This window comes from Sinorhizobium sp. M4_45 (assembly GCF_002885915.1).
Classification (GTDB): Bacteria; Pseudomonadota; Alphaproteobacteria; order Rhizobiales; family Rhizobiaceae; genus Sinorhizobium; species Sinorhizobium meliloti_A.
The window spans coordinates 656,177-672,830 of the sequence record NZ_NWVE01000002.1 but is presented as its reverse complement, the minus strand read 5'-3'; the positions used below and the strand labels follow the sequence as shown (position 1 = coordinate 672,830).

The following is a 16,654-nucleotide window of genomic DNA, read 5'->3' as shown; positions in this document are numbered from 1 at the left end:
ATCTGATCGGATCCGGGCTTTTTGTTTGCGGGCGATTCCTCGCGGAACCTGGAATTGCCCTACCCGGCGGACGCGATCGCCGCCTGAGGTTCGGCCGCCTTGTCGACCCTCACCACCACCGAAAGCCCGGGAGCAAGGCGGTCGGCCATTGGCTGTTCGGGATCGACGGCGATGCGCACGCCGAGACGTTGCGCCACCTTGGTAAAATTGCCGGTGGCGTTATCGGGCCGTATGATGCTGAATTCCGATCCGGCAGCGGGAGAGAAGCGCTCGATGTGGCCTCTCAGCACCTGCCGGTTCAGGGCGTCTACCGAAATGGTGACGGGCTGACCAACCCGCATTCCGTCAAGCTGCGTCTCCTTGAAGTTGGCGACGATCCAGACGTCGTGCGGCACCACCGAGAGCAGCTGTGTGCCGGCGGTGACATATTGCCCGACACGGGCACCGATCTCGCCCAGCCTGCCGGCACGCGGCGCAACAATCCTGGTGTTGTCGAGGTCGATCTCGGCGAGTTCCACGGCCGCCTCGGCGCCGGCTACCGCACCCTCGAGGCCGGCGCGGGCGCCGAGCGTCGTCGCAAGCGACTGGCGCGAAACCTCGAGATTTGCGATCGCCTGTTTGACGCCCGCGTCCGCCTGCTCGAACGCAGCCCGGGCCTGGTCGGCGTCGCTCCGCGTCGCGACACCTTTGTCGGCGAGCGGGCGAATGCGGTCCCAGGTTGCTCTCGCCGTTGCCAGAGCCGCTTTGGCCCCGTCGAGCTGGGCCTTGCTCGCGGCGATTCCGGCCTTTGCCGATAGCTCCTGTTCGAACGAGTTGGCCAGTGCCGACCGTTGTGTCGCAAGCGTCGCTTTTGCCTGCGCAAGCTTCTGGACGTAAATCCGGTCATCGATCCTGACGAGGAGCTGACCAGCCTTCACCTCCTCGTAGTCGCGCACCGGCACCTCCGCGACGTAGCCGGAAAGTTGCGGGCTGATGGTCGTGACATAGCCGCGGACATAGGCGTTCTCCGTGGTTTCGACGGAGCTCGCGAAGGGCGGCAAACGCCAGGCGTAGAGGACGAGTGAAAGACCGGCGAGGCCGGCAAGAAGCACGATGAGCGTGGTAGGAGAGCGGAAGTTTTTCAGCATGATAACGACTTCATTGTTCAAGATATGGCCGCCTGCATGGTGTCGGGATCGCGCCCGGCAAGCCGTTTGACAGCAATTTGGATGAGCAGCACCGCGAGCGCGAAAAGCGCTATGATCGCCGCCAGCAGGAAGGCATCGTTGTAGGCGAGGATGTTGGCCTCGCGGGTGATCGTCTGTCCGAGCAGGGCAACGCCCTCCCCGTTCAGCAACGCCCTGTCGCCGATTGCCTTGGCGTAGGCGCCCGACAACTGCCCGATGCGCTGCGCGACCAGAGGATTGGTCAGAACGATCTGCTCGGCCAGAATGTTGGCGTGGAACTTCTCCCGCAGTGTCACGAAGGTTCCGAAGGCGGCAGAGCCCATCAGGCCGCCGATGCTCTGCGTGAACAGAAAGACGACGATGAAGCTCAGGATGTAGCTCGGGCCTTTCGCGAGTGCCGCCGTGAAACCGCGGGCCATGGCCGGCGGCAGAAAAAGGGCCGTGCCGGCGGCGACCAGCGCCTGGCTCACATACATTTGTTCCGGACGCGTGAGGCTCGTCGCATGGCTGTCCATAAAGGCGCCGCCAGCGAGCATGCCGAGGGCGAACACGTGGATGACGTCCGCGTGCCCCGGCTTCATCAGCGCCGCACAGAGCAGACCGCCCCCGAGCGATGCGGCCAGAATGATCCAGTAAAGTGTCGCGAGCTGGTCATACTGCAGGCCGAGCAATTGGTAGAAGTTGGTGGCGATCGCCGACTGCTCCGAGGCGACGAGGCGGAAGATCAACAGTACGGCAGCAAAATGCACGATCTCGCGCGAGGCCAACCAGCGTATGTCGATCAAGGGCTGCTCGCGATTGAGCTCGATCAGTACGACGGCCGTGAGGGTAACGACCGCCAAGGCGAGCAGCATGCCGAGCCAGGGTGCCTCGAACCACCAATAGAGCCTCCCCATTACGAGGACGACGGCAACGCAGCCGAAGCCGACGGCGAGCAGCAGGTAGCTGAGGATGTCGGTACGCTGGATGACTTTGGCATGAGGCACCGGCGTCAGCGGCAGCAGATAGATGATCGGCAGCGCGATCAGCGCGAGCGCCATCTCGAGCGTGTACAGCCCGTGCCATTGTCCGATCTCGATGAGCCGCGGCGAAATCAGCCGCGTGATCGGAGCGGCCAAGGTCGTGCATGTCAGTGCGAGTGCGAGGCCCACCGTCAGCTTGCGCGCCGGTGGAAAGGCTTCCAGCATATAGAGAAAGCCGAGGCTCGACATCGGCGCGGCCGCAATGCCGCTGATGAAGCGGACGACGACCGCCGAATGAAGGTCCGAGACGAAGACGTTCATCAGTGAAGCGATGACGAAGCCGACTATGCCGATCTCAGCGAAGCGGCGAAGACCGTATTGGGCGCGGATCTTCACGAGAGCGGCCGAAAGGCTGACATTGGGCGCCATGTAGGCAGCGGCAAGCCAGGCAGCCTCCACCGACGTGGCCGAAAGCGACCCCTGGACCTGCGCAAGATTGGCCGAGGCGAGATTCATGCCGAGGCCCTGCGTCAGAAAGAGGAGAGCGGAGCCGGCGATATAGAGAGCCGATCTACCGATGCGCATCGAGTCGGGAGCGGCAACGGCATTCATCGGTCGCCACTCCGCCCGATCGACTGGATGTTCGTCGCGATCTTGCAGACGACCTTCAGCGCCACGGCGATTTCCTGTGGCTGCAGCCCGCCCAGGACCTCCTCGCGGATGTCGCTCGCGAGCTTCTGAATCTCATCCGCCACGGAGCGGCCAATGTCCGTCATATGGATCTGCTTCGCACGACGATCGGAAATCTCGACCCGGCGCTCGATGAACCCCTGCTTTTCCATGCCGTCGAGAAGGCGAACGATCGTCGGCGTCTCGATATCGAGCTCTTCGGCCAACTCGCGCTGGTTCAGACCTTCTTTCCTGGCGAGCGCGAACAGCATCCGCGCACGCGGCAGCGTCAGGCCGCGCTCCTTCACCCGCGCGTCGAACACCGACCGCAGTTTGCGATTGACGGTCGCAAGTGCGTCGAACAGTTCACGATTGTCGCTTGGATTCGGCATTTAGTGTCTTTTCCATATTACTAGCATGCTAACTATCTGACACTATTTAATCCGGCCATGGGCATTTTTCAAGATGCCCATCGAGGACGCGGGGACGCGAATCAGGTAGTTTTTACCCATGGCCGCTGCGTCAACCAGCATCGCGTGAGAATGTATTTTTTTACAACTTCTCCCTTGCCTCCCTGTGGATCAGTCGAACAACGGGCAAAGGCGACAGGCGGGGTTGTATGGCACGCCACTGTTGCGTGCCTGCACTAGACGCGGCGGGCAACAGTCAGCAAACCGGTGCCTCACGGGATCATAAGCGGAAACGGAAAACGATGAACGACGCAGCGCGAAAGCTCGCCCCTTTGGCCAAGGATCAGGCGGAACAGCATTATCGCGAGGCGCCGAACAATCTGGAAGCGGAACAGGCCCTGCTCGGCGCCATTCTCGTCAATAACGACGCCTTCTACCGGGTGTCGGACTTCCTCAAACCCGTACACCTGTATGAGCCGTTGCATCGCAGGATCTTCGAGATCGCCGGCGAAATCATCCGCATGGGCAAGACTGCCAACCCGGTGACGGTCAAGACCTTTCTCAAGGCCGACGAGAAGGTCGGCGACCTGACCGTTGCGCAATATCTCGCGCGCCTCGCCGCCGAAGCCGTGTCCATCATCAATGCGGAGGACTACGGCCGCGCGATCTACGACCTGGCGCTCCGCCGGTCGCTGATCACCATCGGTGAAGACATGGTGAACATCGCCTATGACGCACCGCTCGACATGCCGCCGCAGAGCCAGATCGAGGATGCCGAACGGCGCCTGTTCGAACTCGCCGAGACTGGGCGCTACGATGGCGGCTTCCAATCGTTCAACGACGCGGTCGCGCTCGCGATCGACATGGCCGGACAGGCGTTCGAGCGGGACGGTCACCTCTCCGGCATTTCCACCGGCATCCATTCCCTCGACGGGAAGATGGGCGGACTGCAGCGTTCGGACCTGATCATCCTCGCCGGCCGTCCGGGCATGGGCAAGACCTCCCTCGCGACGAACATCGCATACAACATCGCCGCCGCCTACGAGCCGGAAGTACAGCCCGACGGCTCCTTCAAGGCCAAGAACGGCGGCGTGGTCGGCTTCTATTCGCTCGAAATGTCGTCCGAACAGCTCGCTACCCGTATCATCTCCGAGCAGACCGAAGTCTCCTCCTCGAAGATCCGCCGCGGTGACATTTCGGAAGCGGATTTCGAGAAGCTCGTCGCCTGCTCGCAGATGATGCAGAAAGTGCCGCTTTATATCGACCAGACCGGCGGTATCTCGATCGCCCAGCTTGCCGCACGCGCGCGCCGGTTGAAGCGGCAGCGCGGCCTGGACGTGCTCGTGGTCGACTACATCCAGCTCATGACCGGTTCGAAGAAGTCGGGCGAAAATCGCGTACAGGAAATCACCGAGATCACCACCGGCCTCAAGGCGCTCGGCAAGGAACTCAACGTGCCGATCATCGCGCTGTCGCAGCTTTCGCGCGCGGTGGAAAGCCGCGAGGACAAGCGGCCGCAGCTCTCCGACCTGCGTGAATCGGGCTCGATCGAACAGGACGCCGACGTGGTTCTCTTCGTGTTCCGCGAGGAATATTACGTGAAGAACATGGAACCGCGCGACGAGTTCGATCCGAAATACGAAGAGTGGAAGATGCAGATGGAGAAAGTGAAGGGCACGGCCGACGTGATCATCGCCAAGCAGCGCCACGGACCGACCGGTACCGTGAAGCTCGCCTTCCAGTCGGAATTCACGCGCTTCTCGGATCTCGCCGATCCGTCGTTTACGCAGTACGAGCACTGAGGGGCGCACTCTACCCCACGAACACCCTCGCAACCGCCACGACGATCACGCCGGCCGCCACGGCGGCCAGCAGCGGAAGCCTCGTGGCGACAAGCGCTGTCGCGAGGGTTGCGAGCGTTTCGGCCGGCCCGGTGACCAGCGCCGTCGGCGCGATGACGGCCATCAATACCGCCGGCGGAATCGCCTCCAGCGCCCGCTTCTGCTTAGGACCTATCGTTACGAAACGGATGAGGACGAGACCGCCGATCCGGGTCAGCACCGTCGCAACGGCCATCGCGAGGATCGCAAGAAGCGTGTGCGGATCGAGCGTCATGCGCGGGCCTCCTGACGTTCCCCGGTAAAGAGCGCCGCAATGACGCCCGCCCCCGCGCCGGCTGCGATGTACCAGACTCCGGGGAGGAGTTGGTGCGCGAGGACCGCGGCCGCAGCGCTCGCAGCGAGAACCGCGCCGGTCTCTCGTCCCTTCCAGAAACCCATGACCAGGACGATGAAGACCGCGGGAAACGCAAAATCGAGACCGAGCGCTTTCGGGTCTCCGAGGAACGCGCCGGCGAGCGAGCCGGCAAGGCCGGCAAGCACCCAGACCAAATAGAACGGCACCGCGAGGCCCGCATACCAGGCAGGCATGAGCCGCGACTCACCGGCCCGGACCTCGGCCATGGCCCATATCTCGTCGGCAAGGAGAAGCATCGCGGCATATCTCGCCGGCCCCGAGAAGGCCGGCATCTTCGTGCCGATCGACGCGCTCATCAGAAGATGGCGGATATTGACGAGCAGAGCCGAAAATCCGAGGACCGCCCAGGAGGCCGGATGAGTCCAGATGTCGAGCGCGACGAATTGCGAACCGCCGGCGAAGACCAGAGCGCTCATCATCACGACTTCGAGGGTCGACAGGCCCTTGGTTGCGGCGACGGCCCCGAAGACGAGCCCGATCGGCATCACCGCCACGATAAGCGGTGCCATCGCCCTGAAACCGCCCCAGAATTCCTCGACTGCCCGCACCTTTTTCACGCCAGGGGTCTCCCGTACCTGCAACACCAATCTTCTGAAATTGCGCACTTCCGGGACGGAAAAACCGTTACGCGCTTTTCCTGGAAGTGCGCCAGCAGGTAGCCCGGCAGAGGACGGCCGTCTTGAACGAAAGTGATCAGCCTGAGCGATAGGTGCCCGGCGTCACGCCGGTCCGAGCCTTGAAATGGCGGCTGAAATGCGCCTGATCGGCAAAACCGCAGTGATAGGCGGTGTCCGCCGCAGACCAGCCCTTGCGCAGAAGGGCCTTGGCTTCCCGCACCCGCTTGTCGGTGAGAAAAGCATGCGGGGTGATGTGAAATTCCTTTCGGAAGGCGCGGATCAGATGGGCGCGGCTGAGCCCCGCCAGCTTCGCAAGTTCCTCCAGCCCGATATCGTGCGTGTAGTTTTCAACAAGATAGTCGCGTGCCCGGTGCACGGCTGAACTCTCGCGCGTCTGCAGAGGGACGATGATAGCGTTGCCGTGGCGCTCGAAGAGCCTGGCCAGGAACCCGAACATGCTTTCGTCCGCTTCGAGCGTACCGACCTTGCCTTCCAATGCGCGGTGCGCACGATGAAAGCCGATCGCAAGCTCTCTATCGGTGAGAAGCAGCCGCGAGAAGGACGGCGTTCCCTTGAAGGAGCGGCCGGTCACATCCTCGAGAATCTCCACCAGCAGGTCCGTGGATGGATAGATCATCCGGTAGCGGTAGCCTTCATGACCCGGATGCCCGTCGTGGATTTCATCCGGGTTGATGAGATAGAGATCTCCCGGGCCCGTCTGCGATCGTTCCCCCTTGATCGTGCTGATCTGGGAACCCGCTTCGATCGCACCTATGCTGAAGGTGTCGTGCGCGTGGGGGGCGAATTCGTGTGTGATGAAGGTCGCGCTGAGGCACTCCATGCCCTTGAAGCGGGGGTCGCGCCAGAAACGAGTCCGCTCGGCTCCCTCGAGCGGCATGGCCTCGATGGCCTTTTCCTGTGAGATCGTTTCCATCGGCCGATCTTATCGGGCGAGGAAAGGCTCGTCTTGCATAAAAGTGCTTTCGGCCGGAGCATTGCGTCGGCGGTTTGCGGCACGGAGCACTTGGATGTATTGCTGCGGGTATCACCCACGCAGAGTTCCAGTATGCAAAGCCCCGAGTTTCTTTCCGCCTCCAGCAGGCTCACCGTCGACCTCACCGCGCTTGCCGACAATTGGCGGGCGATGAACGAGCGGTCCGGAAACGCCCGCACCGCCGCCGTTCTGAAGGCCGATGCCTACGGCCTCGGCGTCGTGCATGCCGCACCGGCTCTCTATGCCGCCGGCGCGCGAGATTTCTTCGTGGCCAGTGTCGAAGAAGGGGCCGAGCTTCGCCCGCTTGTTCCGGATGGACGAATCTACATTCTCGCGGGAATGTGGCCCGGCAACGAGGAACTGTTCTTCGAGAACGATCTCGTGCCGATCATCAACTCGGAGGAGCAGCTGGCGGTCTTCATGGCAGCGCTTTCCGAACGGGGCGACCACCCCTGCGTTCTCCACGTCGACACGGGCATGAACCGGCTCGGCCTGTCGCCTGAGGAGGCCGTTGCCCTCGCCCACGACCCTGCGCGGCCTGCGAGTTTCTCGCCGGTCCTCGTCATGAGCCATCTGGCCTGCGCCGACGATCCTGGACACCCGATGAACCGCTATCAGCTTCAGCGTTTCCGCGAGGTTACGGCCGCCTTCGAGGGCGTGCCGGCAAGCCTCGCAAATTCCGGCGGCGTGTTCCTCGGCGCGGACTACCACTTCGATCTCACCCGGCCCGGTATCGCGGTCTATGGCGGCGAAGCGGTAGATGGCGCCGTCAATCCGATGAAAGCGGTCGTCACCGCCGAAGCGCGCATCGTGCAGGTCAGGACGGTTCCCTCCGGCGAAACCGCAAGCTACGGCGCCTCGGTCCGCTTCGGCCGCGACAGCCGCATTGCGACGGTCGCGATCGGTTATGCCGACGGCTACCACCGTTCGGTTTCGGGCGGCGGCGTCACCCTCAGACAGGCGATGCCCTCGGGCGCCTTCGGTTTCCTGCATGGTATGAAGGTGCCGCATGTCGGGCGGGTGACTATGGATCTGAGCCTGTTCGACGTCACGGACCTGCCGGAAACGGCCGTGCGTGCCGGCGATTACATCGAGGTCTTCGGACGCAATGTCGCCATCGACGACGTCGCGCGCGCCGGCGGCACCATCGGCTACGAGCTGCTGACGAGTCTCGGCCGCCGGTATCATCGGACCTATGTCGGAGGCGCTTGAACAAGGCGCAAAGGAATATCGTCCTTTCAATCGGGAATTCGCGGCATTATGTGACCGCCAAGAGTGATTCTCGGGCGGCGGCAATTCCGCCATCTGCCCGCAAACATCCGAAAGCCGACATCCATGGCGAAAGCCCGCACCCAGTTCGTCTGCCAGAATTGCGGCACTGTCCATTCCCGCTGGGTGGGCAAGTGCGACGGTTGCGGCGAGTGGAACACGATCATCGAGGATGACCCGACGGGAGGGATCGGCGGCGGTCCCATGCGCACGCCGAAGAAGGGGCGTCCCGTCGCACTTACCACGCTGTCCGGAGAGATCGAAGACGCGCCGCGCATCCACACCGGCATTTCGGAACTCGATCGCGTGACCGGCGGCGGCTTCGTTCGCGGATCCGCACTGCTCGTCGGCGGAGATCCCGGCATCGGCAAGTCGACCGTACTGATGCAGGCGGCCGCGGCACTTGCCCGCCGGAAGCATCGGGTAATCTATGTCTCGGGCGAAGAAGCGATCGCCCAGGTCCGCCTGCGTGCTCAGCGGCTTGGCGCCGCCGACAGCGACGTGCTTCTTGCGGCCGAGACGAATGTCGAAGATATCCTCGCGACGCTTTCCGAGGGCAAGCGCCCGGACCTCGTCATCATCGATTCGATCCAGACGCTTTGGAGCGACATCGTCGACTCCGCACCGGGCACGGTGACGCAGGTCCGCACCGGCGTGCAGGCGATGATCCGCTTCGCCAAGCAGACGGGCACGGCGGTCGTGCTGGTCGGCCACGTGACGAAGGAGGGCCAGATCGCCGGCCCGCGCGTCGTCGAGCACATGGTCGATGCCGTCCTTTATTTCGAGGGCGACCGCGGCCATCATTACCGCATCCTCAGGACGGTGAAGAACCGCTTCGGACCGACCGACGAGATCGGCGTTTTCGAAATGTCGGACAAGGGCCTGCGCGAGGTCGCCAACCCGTCGGAGCTGTTTCTCGGCGAACGCAACGCGAAATCCCCGGGTGCCGCGGTCTTCGCCGGCATGGAGGGCACGCGGCCCGTGCTTGTCGAGGTACAGGCGCTGGTCGCGCCGACATCGCTCGGAACGCCCCGCCGCGCGGTGGTCGGCTGGGATTCGGCCCGCCTTTCGATGATCCTCGCCGTGCTGGAAGCCCATTGCGGCATTCGCCTCGGTCAGCACGACGTCTATCTCAATGTCGCGGGTGGCTATCGCATTTCCGAACCGGCGGCCGATCTCGCTGTGGCTTCCGCACTGGTTTCGTCGCTTGCCGGGCTTGCCCTGCCGGCCGATTGCGTCTATTTCGGCGAAGTCAGCTTGTCGGGTGCAGTCCGGCCGGTTGCGCATACCGCCCAACGTCTCAAGGAAGCCGAGAAGCTCGGTTTCTCCCAGGCCGTCCTGCCATCTGCATCGACCGAGCTGCCGAAGAACGGCAACGGCCGCTGGAGCGAGATGGAAAGCCTGCCGGATCTGGTGGCGCGTATCGCGGGATCGCGGCGTGCCCTGCAGCAGACGAATGACGAGGACTGACGGAATAGCCGCGCCCTGGAGCATCAACAGGATGTGCCGCCTGGCGATTGGCGGTGAAGTCGGAGTAAGGACAACATGCCCATCACAATTCTCGACGGTATCGTTCTCGGCGTCGCGCTGTTTTCGGCCATCCTCGCGATGGTTCGCGGCTTCTCGCGCGAGGTTCTGTCGGTGGCGAGCTGGGTCGGCGCAGCCGCCGCGGCCTATTTCCTCTATCCGCATCTTCTGCCCTACGCCAGCCAGTACACGACCAGCGGAACGGTCGCGATGATCGGCTCGGCGGCCGTGATCTTCCTGATCGCACTGATCATCATCTCCTTCATCACGATGCGGGTGGCCGACTTCATCATCGACAGCCGCATCGGCGCGCTCGACCGCACGCTCGGCTTCCTGTTCGGAGCCGCTCGCGGCATTCTGCTCGTCGTCGTCGCCATGCTGTTCTTCAACTGGCTGGTGGCGCCGCAGCAGCAGCCCGTCTGGGTGACCCACGCGAAGTCGAAGCCGCTGCTCGACAATCTCGGCAATCAGTTGGTGGCGCTGCTGCCGGAAGAGGCCGACGCCACCATTCTCGACCGCTTGCGCGGAAAGGATACGACCGGCGAAGGCGAAGGCGAGACGCCGCCGGCTCAGACGGAACAGGCGCCCGGCGAGGAAGCACCGGCGACGAACGGCTGAGATCGACAGGAAAGTTTGCGACAAAGCCCGCTGTGCGGGCTTTATCCATTTGGAATGACGCTTGTCAGTGTTTTCGGGTAAGATCGCTTGAAGACTGGCGGCCCGATCACGATATGCGCACCGGCACGTAGCAAAGGCGAATTGCGATGACCGATCTCAGATCCAGCGAAATTCATGACGAACTCGACGGCGACACCCTCCATGAGGAGTGCGGCGTTTTCGGCATTCTCGGGCATCCGGACGCCGCCGCGCTGACGGCGCTCGGCCTGCATGCTCTCCAGCATCGAGGGCAGGAAGCCGCCGGCATCGTCACCTTCGACGGGCGGCAGTTCTATTCGGAGCGCCGGATGGGTCTCGTCGGCGACCACTATACCGATCCGACGACGCTCGCGAAGCTGCCCGGTTCGATGTCGATCGGCCATGTACGCTACTCCACCACCGGTGAGACGGTCCTGCGCAACGTCCAGCCGCTGTTTGCCGAGCTGCAGGAAGGCGGAATCGCAATTGCGCACAACGGCAACTTTACGAACGGGCTGACGCTCCGGCGCCAGATCATTGCAGACGGTGCCATCTGTCAGTCGACATCCGACACCGAAGTGGTGCTGCACCTGATCGCGCGGTCGAAACACGTCTCCTCCAGCGACCGCTTCGCCGACGCGATCGCCCAGGTCGAAGGCGGCTATTCGATGCTGGCTCTGACGCGCACCAAGCTCATCGCCGCCCGCGACCCGAACGGCATTCGCCCGCTCGTCATGGGCGAACTCGACGGCAAGCCGATCTTCTGCTCGGAGACCTGCGCGCTGGATATCATCGGCGCCAAGTTCGTTCGCGATATCGAGAACGGCGAAATCGTCATCTGCGAGATTCAGGCGGACGGGTCGATCACCATCGATGCCCGCAAGCCGCAGAATCCGCTGCCGGAACGCCTTTGCCTTTTCGAATACGTCTATTTCGCCCGGCCGGATTCCGTCGTCGGCGGCCGTAACGTCTATGTCGCCCGCAAGAACATGGGCAAGAACCTCGCCATCGAAGCCCCCGTCGAGGCGGATGTCGTGGTGCCCGTTCCGGATGGCGGTACTCCGGCTGCAATCGGCTACGCGCAGGAAAGCGGTATCCCCTTCGAACTCGGGATCATCCGCAATCACTATGTCGGGCGGACCTTCATCGAGCCGACGCAGCAGATCCGCGCCTTCGGCGTCAAGCTCAAGCATTCTGCGAACCGGGCGATGATCGCCGGCAAGCGCGTCGTGCTCGTCGACGATTCCATCGTCCGTGGCACCACTTCGGTCAAGATCGTCCAGATGATGCGTGACGCAGGCGCGCGCGAGGTGCATGTGCGCGTCGCAAGCCCGATGATCTTCCACCCGGATTTCTACGGCATCGATACGCCGGACCGTGACAAGCTGCTCGCCAACCAGCATGCCGACCTCGCCTCCATGTGTCGCTTCATCGGCGCCGATTCGCTCGAATTCCTCTCCATCGACGGGCTTTATCGTGCCGTCGGCGGCGAGACGCGCAACCCCCAGGCGCCGCAGTTCACCGATCACTATTTCACCGGAGACTACCCGACCCGCCTTCTCGACCAGGGGGCAGCGAGCAACGTTCGCAAACTCTCGGTTCTCGCAAGCAACGGATAACGAACAACAACATGACGCCCAATCTGAAAGACCGGATCGCCGTCGTCACCGGCGCATCGCGCGGGATCGGCTATTTCACTGCTCTTGAACTCGCCAAGGCCGGCGCCCACGTCGTCGCCTGCGCCCGCACCCTCGGCGGCCTCGAAGAACTGGACGACGCGATCAAGGCTTTCGGCGGGTCGGCAACGCTCGTCCCCTTCGATCTGTCGGACATGGCCGCCATCGACAAGCTCGGCGGTGCCATAAACGAGCGCTGGGGCAAGCTCGACATCATGGTCGCCAATGCGGGCGTCCTCGGCACGATCTCGCCGATCGGGCATGTGGAAGCCAAGGTCTTCGAAAAGGTGATGGCGATCAATGTCACCGCGACCTGGCGCCTGATCCGCTCGCTCGAACCGTTGCTCGTCCGTTCGGATGCCGGCCGCGCCCTCATCCTCTCCTCGAGCGCGGCGCACAAGTGCAAGCCCTTCTGGGGGCCCTACTCCGCCTCCAAGGCTGCGGTCGAGGCGCTGGCACGCACCTGGGCCTACGAGACGCAGCGCCTGCCGCTGCGCATCCTCAGCGTCGATCCGGGCGCCACGCGCACCGCCATGCGGGCGCAGGCCGTGCCCGGCGAAGATCCCGAGACCCTTCCGCATCCCTCCGAGGTGGCTCAGGCGCTGTTGCCGCTGCTCGGCCCCGAGCAGACCGAGACGGGAAAGCTCTTCATCGTTCGGGAAAAGAAGATCGTCGACTACCGCATGCCGGAATAGGCCGGCGGCGCTTCCCCGCATCCGGCCTGCCGGCCACCTTCTCCCCGCAAGCGGGGCGAAGGTGATTGGCGACTGGTGCTCCGCCCCCGGCGGGCATCCGCTCGCGGTAACCTTTCAGCTATTCGCTATCCCCCGGCAAACCGTCGTTCCCGTGGCCGCCCGGCCAGTCGCCGTATTTGCGCTGCCAGGATCGGGCACCGAAGGGCAGGCTCACCAGATAGGCCACCGCAGTCACCACCATCGTCTCCCAGGTATAGGTCATCAGCGTCGCCACGTAGAAGACGACGACCAGAATGACGGGAAGGACCAGATCCCGGCGGACGCGGTTCTCCGACTTGCCGGACCAGACAGGAAGACGGCTGACCATAAGGAAGGCGATCAGGACGGTATAGAGCGACGCGATCAGCGCAAACGTCCTTTCCGGCGCAAGGCCGAGCAGGCCAAGATAGACGGGCAGCAAAACCAGCATCGCACCGGCCGGCGCGGGAACGCCGACGAAATATTCCGACTGCCAGGACGCCTTGACCTGGCGCTCCGCCATCACGTTGAAGCGCGCCAGCCTCAGACCGACGGCAATGGCGTAGATCAGGGCCGCAATCCAGCCGAGGGAACGCGCCTGATCGAGCAGAAAGACGTAGAGGACGAGGGCGGGCGCGACCCCGAAATTGATGATGTCGGCAAGCGAGTCCATCTGGACCCCGAAACTCGAGGTCGCCTTTAGAAGACGCGCGATGCGCCCGTCGATGCCGTCGAGGAAAGCGGCAAGGAGAACCATCGCAACCGCGAGCTCGAACCGATTCTCGAATGCCAGCCGGACGCCCGAGAGGCCGGCGCAGATCGCCAGGACCGTGATCATGTTCGGGACCATCAGCCGTAGCGGAATCTCCCGCAACCGGGGCCCGCGGGCCTTGTCGTGGGTGCCGGTGGCGTCCACGTGCTCAGCGGCGGGCTGTTCCGGGCTTCCTGCGGATTGTTCGTGGCGGGGTTCTTCCATGACCTGTCCTCACGCGCGCCGGCTGATGACCGGGCCCTTCGCCGATCCGAATTCGGCGAGCACCGTCTCGCCGCCGGTGGCCGTCTGACCGACCGTTACGCGCGGTTCCGCACCGGCAGGCAGGAACACGTCGAGGCGCGAGCCGAAGCGGATGAGGCCGAAACGCTCGCCCGCCTCGAGCGACGCGCTCTCCCGCGTCCAGCAGAGGATGCGGCGGGCCACGAGACCGGCAATCTGGACCACGCCGATCTGGCCGTGTTTCGTTTCGATGACGAGGCCGTTGCGCTCGTTTTCCTGACTTGCCTTGTCCAGCTCGGCGTTCACGAACTTCCCGGCACGGTAGGCGATCCGGCGTACCGTGCCGCTCATCGGCGCACGGTTCACGTGGCAGTTGAAGACGTTCATGAAGACCGAAATGCGCAGCATCGGCTCCGATCCGAGGCCCAGTTCCTCAGGCGGCGTCACGGTGGCGACCGACGATACGGTGCCGTCCGCCGGGCTGATGACGAGATCGTCGTCGATCGGCGTCATGCGCTCCGGATCGCGGAAGAAATAGGCGCACCAGGCGGTCAGAACGAAGCCGATCCACATCAGCGGCTCCCAGAGGAAGCCGAGCGCCAGCGAAACGACAAAGAAAATCGCAATGAAGCGGTAGCCTTCCCTGTGGACCGGTACGAGCGTGTTGCGCACTGTGTCGATCAAACTCATGAACTCTACTCTCCATATTTGCTTTGCGACGTGAACTAGCGCGAATCAGACAGCCCGGCAATGTCGAGGCCGAGAGATAGAGGACTCGCGGTAACCTCAGTGCGGTCAGAGCGCCGGCATTCCCCGGTCGACGATGCCGAGATCGTCGCTCTCACGCACGCGTTTCAATTGTTCTTCGGCCTGCGTTGCCTCGCGCTGGCGGCTCCACATGGAAGCATAAAGACCGCCGCGGTCGATCAGTTCGCCATGGGTGCCGCGTTCGGCAATCACGCCGTCCTTGAGGACGATGATCTCGTCGGCGTTGATGACCGTGGATAGGCGATGGGCGATGACGAGCGTGGTGCGATTGCGCGACACGATATCGAGCGCAGCCTGGATTTCCTGTTCCGTCTTCGTGTCCAGAGCCGAAGTCGCCTCGTCGAGGATCAGAATCGGCGGCGCCTTCAGGATGGTTCGCGCGATCGCGACGCGCTGCTTTTCGCCGCCCGAAAGTTTCAGGCCGCGCTCGCCCACCATGGCGCGGAAGCCTTCCGGCAGGTCACGGATGAAATCGGCGATCTGCGCCGCCTCGGCGGCTGCCTCGACCTCCGTATCGCTCGCCGTCACCCGGCCGTAACGGATATTGTAGGCGATCGTATCGTTGAAAAGCACAGTGTCCTGCGGCACCATGCCGATCACGGAGCGCAGGCTCTTCTGGGTGACGTCACGCACGTCCTGACCGTCGATGGTGATCGAGCCTTCCTGGACATCGTAAAAGCGGTAGAGCAGCCGCGACAATGTCGACTTGCCGGCTCCTGAGGGGCCGACGACTGCGACCGTCTTTCCGGCGGGCACATCGAAGCTGATCCCTTTCAGGATCGGCCGTGCCGGATCATAGGCGAATTGGACGTTCCTGAAGGAAATTGCGCCTTTTTCGATCTCGAGCTCCTTCGCGTTCGGCCGGTCCACGACCTCCGCCCGAACGTCGAGCAGATCGAACATGTGCTCGATATCGGTCAGGCCCTGGCGGATTTCGCGATAGACGAAACCGATGAAATTCAGCGGGATCGCGAGCTGAATCAGCATCGCGTTGATGAAGACGAAGTCGCCGATGGTCTGTTCGCCGCGCTGCACGGCGAGCGCCGATATCGTCATCATCACCGCCGTGCCGGCACCGAAAATCAGCGCCTGGCCGAAGTTCAGCCAGCCGAGCGACGTCCAGACCTGCGTGGCGGCCCGCTCGTAACGCTCCATAGACTTGTCGAAGCGCTTCGCCTCCATCTCCTCGTTGCCGAAATATTTCACGGTCTCGAAATTCAGGAGCGAATCGATCGCCTTGGTGTTCGCATCGGTGTCGCTGTCGTTCATCGAGCGTCGAATGGCGATGCGCCAGTCGCTCGCACGCACCGTAAACCAGATGTAGAGCCATACCGTGACAGCGGTCACCAGGAGATAGGTGAAGCCGTAGCCCCACCAGAAGATCACCGCCGTCAGCAGAAACTCTATGAGTGTCGGCACGCTGTTGAGGATCGTGAAGCGGACGATCGTCTCGATGCCCTTGGTGCCGCGCTCGATGATGCGCGAAAGCCCGCCCGTGCGCCGCTCGAGATGGAAGCGCAGCGAGAGCTGGTGCATGTGAACGAAGGTCTTGTAGGCAAGCTGCCTGACGGCATGCTGGCCGACACTGGCGAAAAGCGCGTCGCGCAGCTGGTTCAGGCCCGCCTGCAGCAAACGCGCGAGATTATAGGCGAGTACCAGCATGACGGCGCCGGTCAGGAACTGCGGCAGGAAACCGAGCGCGTCGGGCTTGTTGTTGAGCGCATCTGTCGCCCATTTGAAGAAATAGGGGACAAGGATGAGCACCATCTTGGCGATCACCAGGATCACCGTCGCCCAGACGACCCTCAGCTTCAGATCGATCCGGTCCGCCGGCCACATGTATGGCCACAGATTCGCTATGGTTTCGATGGGATTGGCGCTGTCGGCGGAAACCGTCTTCTTCTGGGGCACGTCTCAGTCCGCTTCATGATTTGATTGACGAAGACATGCGGGCGAACCGCTACGTCGCGCGCCTTCATCCCGCACCAGCTTCAATG

15 protein-coding genes are annotated in these 16,654 nt (G+C 63.2%); 6 read left to right on the top strand and 9 right to left on the bottom strand.

The genetic code is table 11. The features are described 5' to 3' along the window. Positions 1-59: 59 nt before the first annotated feature. Genes CN933_RS08915 through CN933_RS08905 form a run of 3 tightly spaced genes read right to left on the bottom strand, consistent with a single transcriptional unit; the run spans position 60 to position 3,189 of the window. Entirely contained in the window at positions 60-1,127 is a 1,068-nt protein-coding gene (locus CN933_RS08915; protein ID WP_033047218.1) for an HlyD family secretion protein, read from the bottom strand. Between the two features lie 17 nt (positions 1,128-1,144). Continuing rightward, complete coding sequence (locus tag CN933_RS08910; RefSeq protein ID WP_018094653.1) at positions 1,145-2,740, bottom strand: MFS transporter; 1,596 nt, start codon at positions 2,738-2,740, stop codon at positions 1,145-1,147. Next, complete coding sequence (locus CN933_RS08905; protein ID WP_018094652.1) at positions 2,737-3,189, bottom strand: MarR family winged helix-turn-helix transcriptional regulator; 453 nt, start codon at positions 3,187-3,189, stop codon at positions 2,737-2,739. Before CN933_RS08905 ends, CN933_RS08910 begins: the two co-directional genes overlap by 4 nt. A 320-nt stretch (positions 3,190-3,509) precedes the next feature. Here CN933_RS08905 and CN933_RS08900 point away from each other — a divergent pair, with 320 nt between their 5' ends. After that, positions 3,510-5,009, top strand: a complete 1,500-nt coding sequence (locus CN933_RS08900) for a replicative DNA helicase (RefSeq protein WP_003531702.1) — start codon at positions 3,510-3,512, stop codon at positions 5,007-5,009. Between the two features lie 10 nt (positions 5,010-5,019). Here CN933_RS08900 and CN933_RS08895 read toward each other — a convergent pair whose 3' ends face one another. The 3 genes from CN933_RS08895 to CN933_RS08885 all read right to left on the bottom strand — a co-directional run bounded on the left by CN933_RS08895 (position 5,020) and on the right by CN933_RS08885 (position 7,014). Next, positions 5,020-5,322 carry a branched-chain amino acid transport AzlD family protein gene (locus tag CN933_RS08895; protein ID WP_018094650.1) on the bottom strand — a complete coding sequence of 101 codons (303 nt, stop codon included), beginning with the start codon at positions 5,320-5,322 and terminating at the stop codon, positions 5,020-5,022. After that, a complete protein-coding gene (locus tag CN933_RS08890) occupies positions 5,319-5,972 on the bottom strand; it encodes an AzlC family ABC transporter permease (RefSeq protein ID WP_086017457.1) in 654 nt (217 codons plus the stop codon). Before CN933_RS08890 ends, CN933_RS08895 begins: the two co-directional genes overlap by 4 nt. Before the next feature lie 184 nt (positions 5,973-6,156). Beyond that, positions 6,157-7,014: an AraC family transcriptional regulator gene (locus CN933_RS08885; RefSeq protein WP_100672099.1), complete on the bottom strand. Its 858-nt coding sequence runs from the start codon at positions 7,012-7,014 to the stop codon at positions 6,157-6,159. 132 nt (positions 7,015-7,146) lie between these two features. Between CN933_RS08885 and alr the strand changes: the two genes are divergently transcribed. From alr to CN933_RS08860, 5 genes are all read left to right on the top strand, one after another. Further along, a complete protein-coding gene (gene alr / locus CN933_RS08880) occupies positions 7,147-8,286 on the top strand; it encodes an alanine racemase (protein WP_018094647.1) in 1,140 nt (379 codons plus the stop codon). A gap of 123 nt (positions 8,287-8,409) precedes the next feature. Beyond that, entirely contained in the window at positions 8,410-9,813 is a 1,404-nt protein-coding gene (radA, locus tag CN933_RS08875; RefSeq protein WP_018094646.1) for a DNA repair protein RadA, read from the top strand. A 75-nt stretch (positions 9,814-9,888) separates the two neighbouring features. Then, a complete protein-coding gene (locus CN933_RS08870; protein WP_018094645.1) occupies positions 9,889-10,488 on the top strand; it encodes a CvpA family protein in 600 nt (199 codons plus the stop codon). A 146-nt stretch (positions 10,489-10,634) separates the two neighbouring features. Further along, positions 10,635-12,125, top strand: coding sequence for an amidophosphoribosyltransferase (gene purF, locus CN933_RS08865; RefSeq protein ID WP_018094644.1), 1,491 nt, complete (start codon positions 10,635-10,637; stop codon positions 12,123-12,125). Positions 12,126-12,136: 11 nt separating this feature from the next. Then, on the top strand, positions 12,137-12,877 hold the full coding sequence (locus tag CN933_RS08860) for an SDR family NAD(P)-dependent oxidoreductase (RefSeq protein ID WP_018094643.1): 741 nt from the start codon (positions 12,137-12,139) through the stop codon (positions 12,875-12,877). A 118-nt stretch (positions 12,878-12,995) separates the two neighbouring features. Here the strand turns inward: CN933_RS08860 and pssA are convergent, their stop codons facing one another. The 3 genes from pssA to CN933_RS08845 form a co-directional block, all read right to left on the bottom strand. Further along, positions 12,996-13,871 carry a CDP-diacylglycerol--serine O-phosphatidyltransferase gene (pssA, locus tag CN933_RS08855; protein WP_018094642.1) on the bottom strand — a complete coding sequence of 292 codons (876 nt, stop codon included), beginning with the start codon at positions 13,869-13,871 and terminating at the stop codon, positions 12,996-12,998. Between the two features lie 9 nt (positions 13,872-13,880). Then, positions 13,881-14,579 carry a phosphatidylserine decarboxylase gene (locus CN933_RS08850; RefSeq protein ID WP_018094641.1) on the bottom strand — a complete coding sequence of 233 codons (699 nt, stop codon included), beginning with the start codon at positions 14,577-14,579 and terminating at the stop codon, positions 13,881-13,883. A gap of 105 nt (positions 14,580-14,684) precedes the next feature. Beyond that, complete coding sequence (locus tag CN933_RS08845; protein ID WP_018094640.1) at positions 14,685-16,568, bottom strand: ABCB family ABC transporter ATP-binding protein/permease; 1,884 nt, start codon at positions 16,566-16,568, stop codon at positions 14,685-14,687. Positions 16,569-16,654: the final 86 nt, after the last annotated feature.

What these genes read in the sequence shown, in the direction of transcription:
- CN933_RS08915 (WP_033047218.1), bottom strand. Translation starts at nt 1,127, where the DNA reads ATGCTGAAAAACTTCCGCTCTCCTACCACGCTCATCGTGCTTCTTGCC.
- CN933_RS08910 (WP_018094653.1), bottom strand. Translation starts at nt 2,740, where the DNA reads ATGAATGCCGTTGCCGCTCCCGACTCGATGCGCATCGGTAGATCGGCT.
- CN933_RS08905 (WP_018094652.1), bottom strand. Translation starts at nt 3,189, where the DNA reads ATGCCGAATCCAAGCGACAATCGTGAACTGTTCGACGCACTTGCGACC.
- CN933_RS08900 (WP_003531702.1), top strand. Translation starts at nt 3,510, where the DNA reads ATGAACGACGCAGCGCGAAAGCTCGCCCCTTTGGCCAAGGATCAGGCG.
- CN933_RS08895 (WP_018094650.1), bottom strand. Translation starts at nt 5,322, where the DNA reads ATGACGCTCGATCCGCACACGCTTCTTGCGATCCTCGCGATGGCCGTT.
- CN933_RS08890 (WP_086017457.1), bottom strand. Translation starts at nt 5,972, where the DNA reads ATGGCACCGCTTATCGTGGCGGTGATGCCGATCGGGCTCGTCTTCGGG.
- CN933_RS08885 (WP_100672099.1), bottom strand. Translation starts at nt 7,014, where the DNA reads ATGGAAACGATCTCACAGGAAAAGGCCATCGAGGCCATGCCGCTCGAG.
- alr (WP_018094647.1), top strand. Translation starts at nt 7,147, where the DNA reads ATGCAAAGCCCCGAGTTTCTTTCCGCCTCCAGCAGGCTCACCGTCGAC.
- radA (WP_018094646.1), top strand. Translation starts at nt 8,410, where the DNA reads ATGGCGAAAGCCCGCACCCAGTTCGTCTGCCAGAATTGCGGCACTGTC.
- CN933_RS08870 (WP_018094645.1), top strand. Translation starts at nt 9,889, where the DNA reads ATGCCCATCACAATTCTCGACGGTATCGTTCTCGGCGTCGCGCTGTTT.
- purF (WP_018094644.1), top strand. Translation starts at nt 10,635, where the DNA reads ATGACCGATCTCAGATCCAGCGAAATTCATGACGAACTCGACGGCGAC.
- CN933_RS08860 (WP_018094643.1), top strand. Translation starts at nt 12,137, where the DNA reads ATGACGCCCAATCTGAAAGACCGGATCGCCGTCGTCACCGGCGCATCG.
- pssA (WP_018094642.1), bottom strand. Translation starts at nt 13,871, where the DNA reads ATGGAAGAACCCCGCCACGAACAATCCGCAGGAAGCCCGGAACAGCCC.
- CN933_RS08850 (WP_018094641.1), bottom strand. Translation starts at nt 14,579, where the DNA reads ATGAGTTTGATCGACACAGTGCGCAACACGCTCGTACCGGTCCACAGG.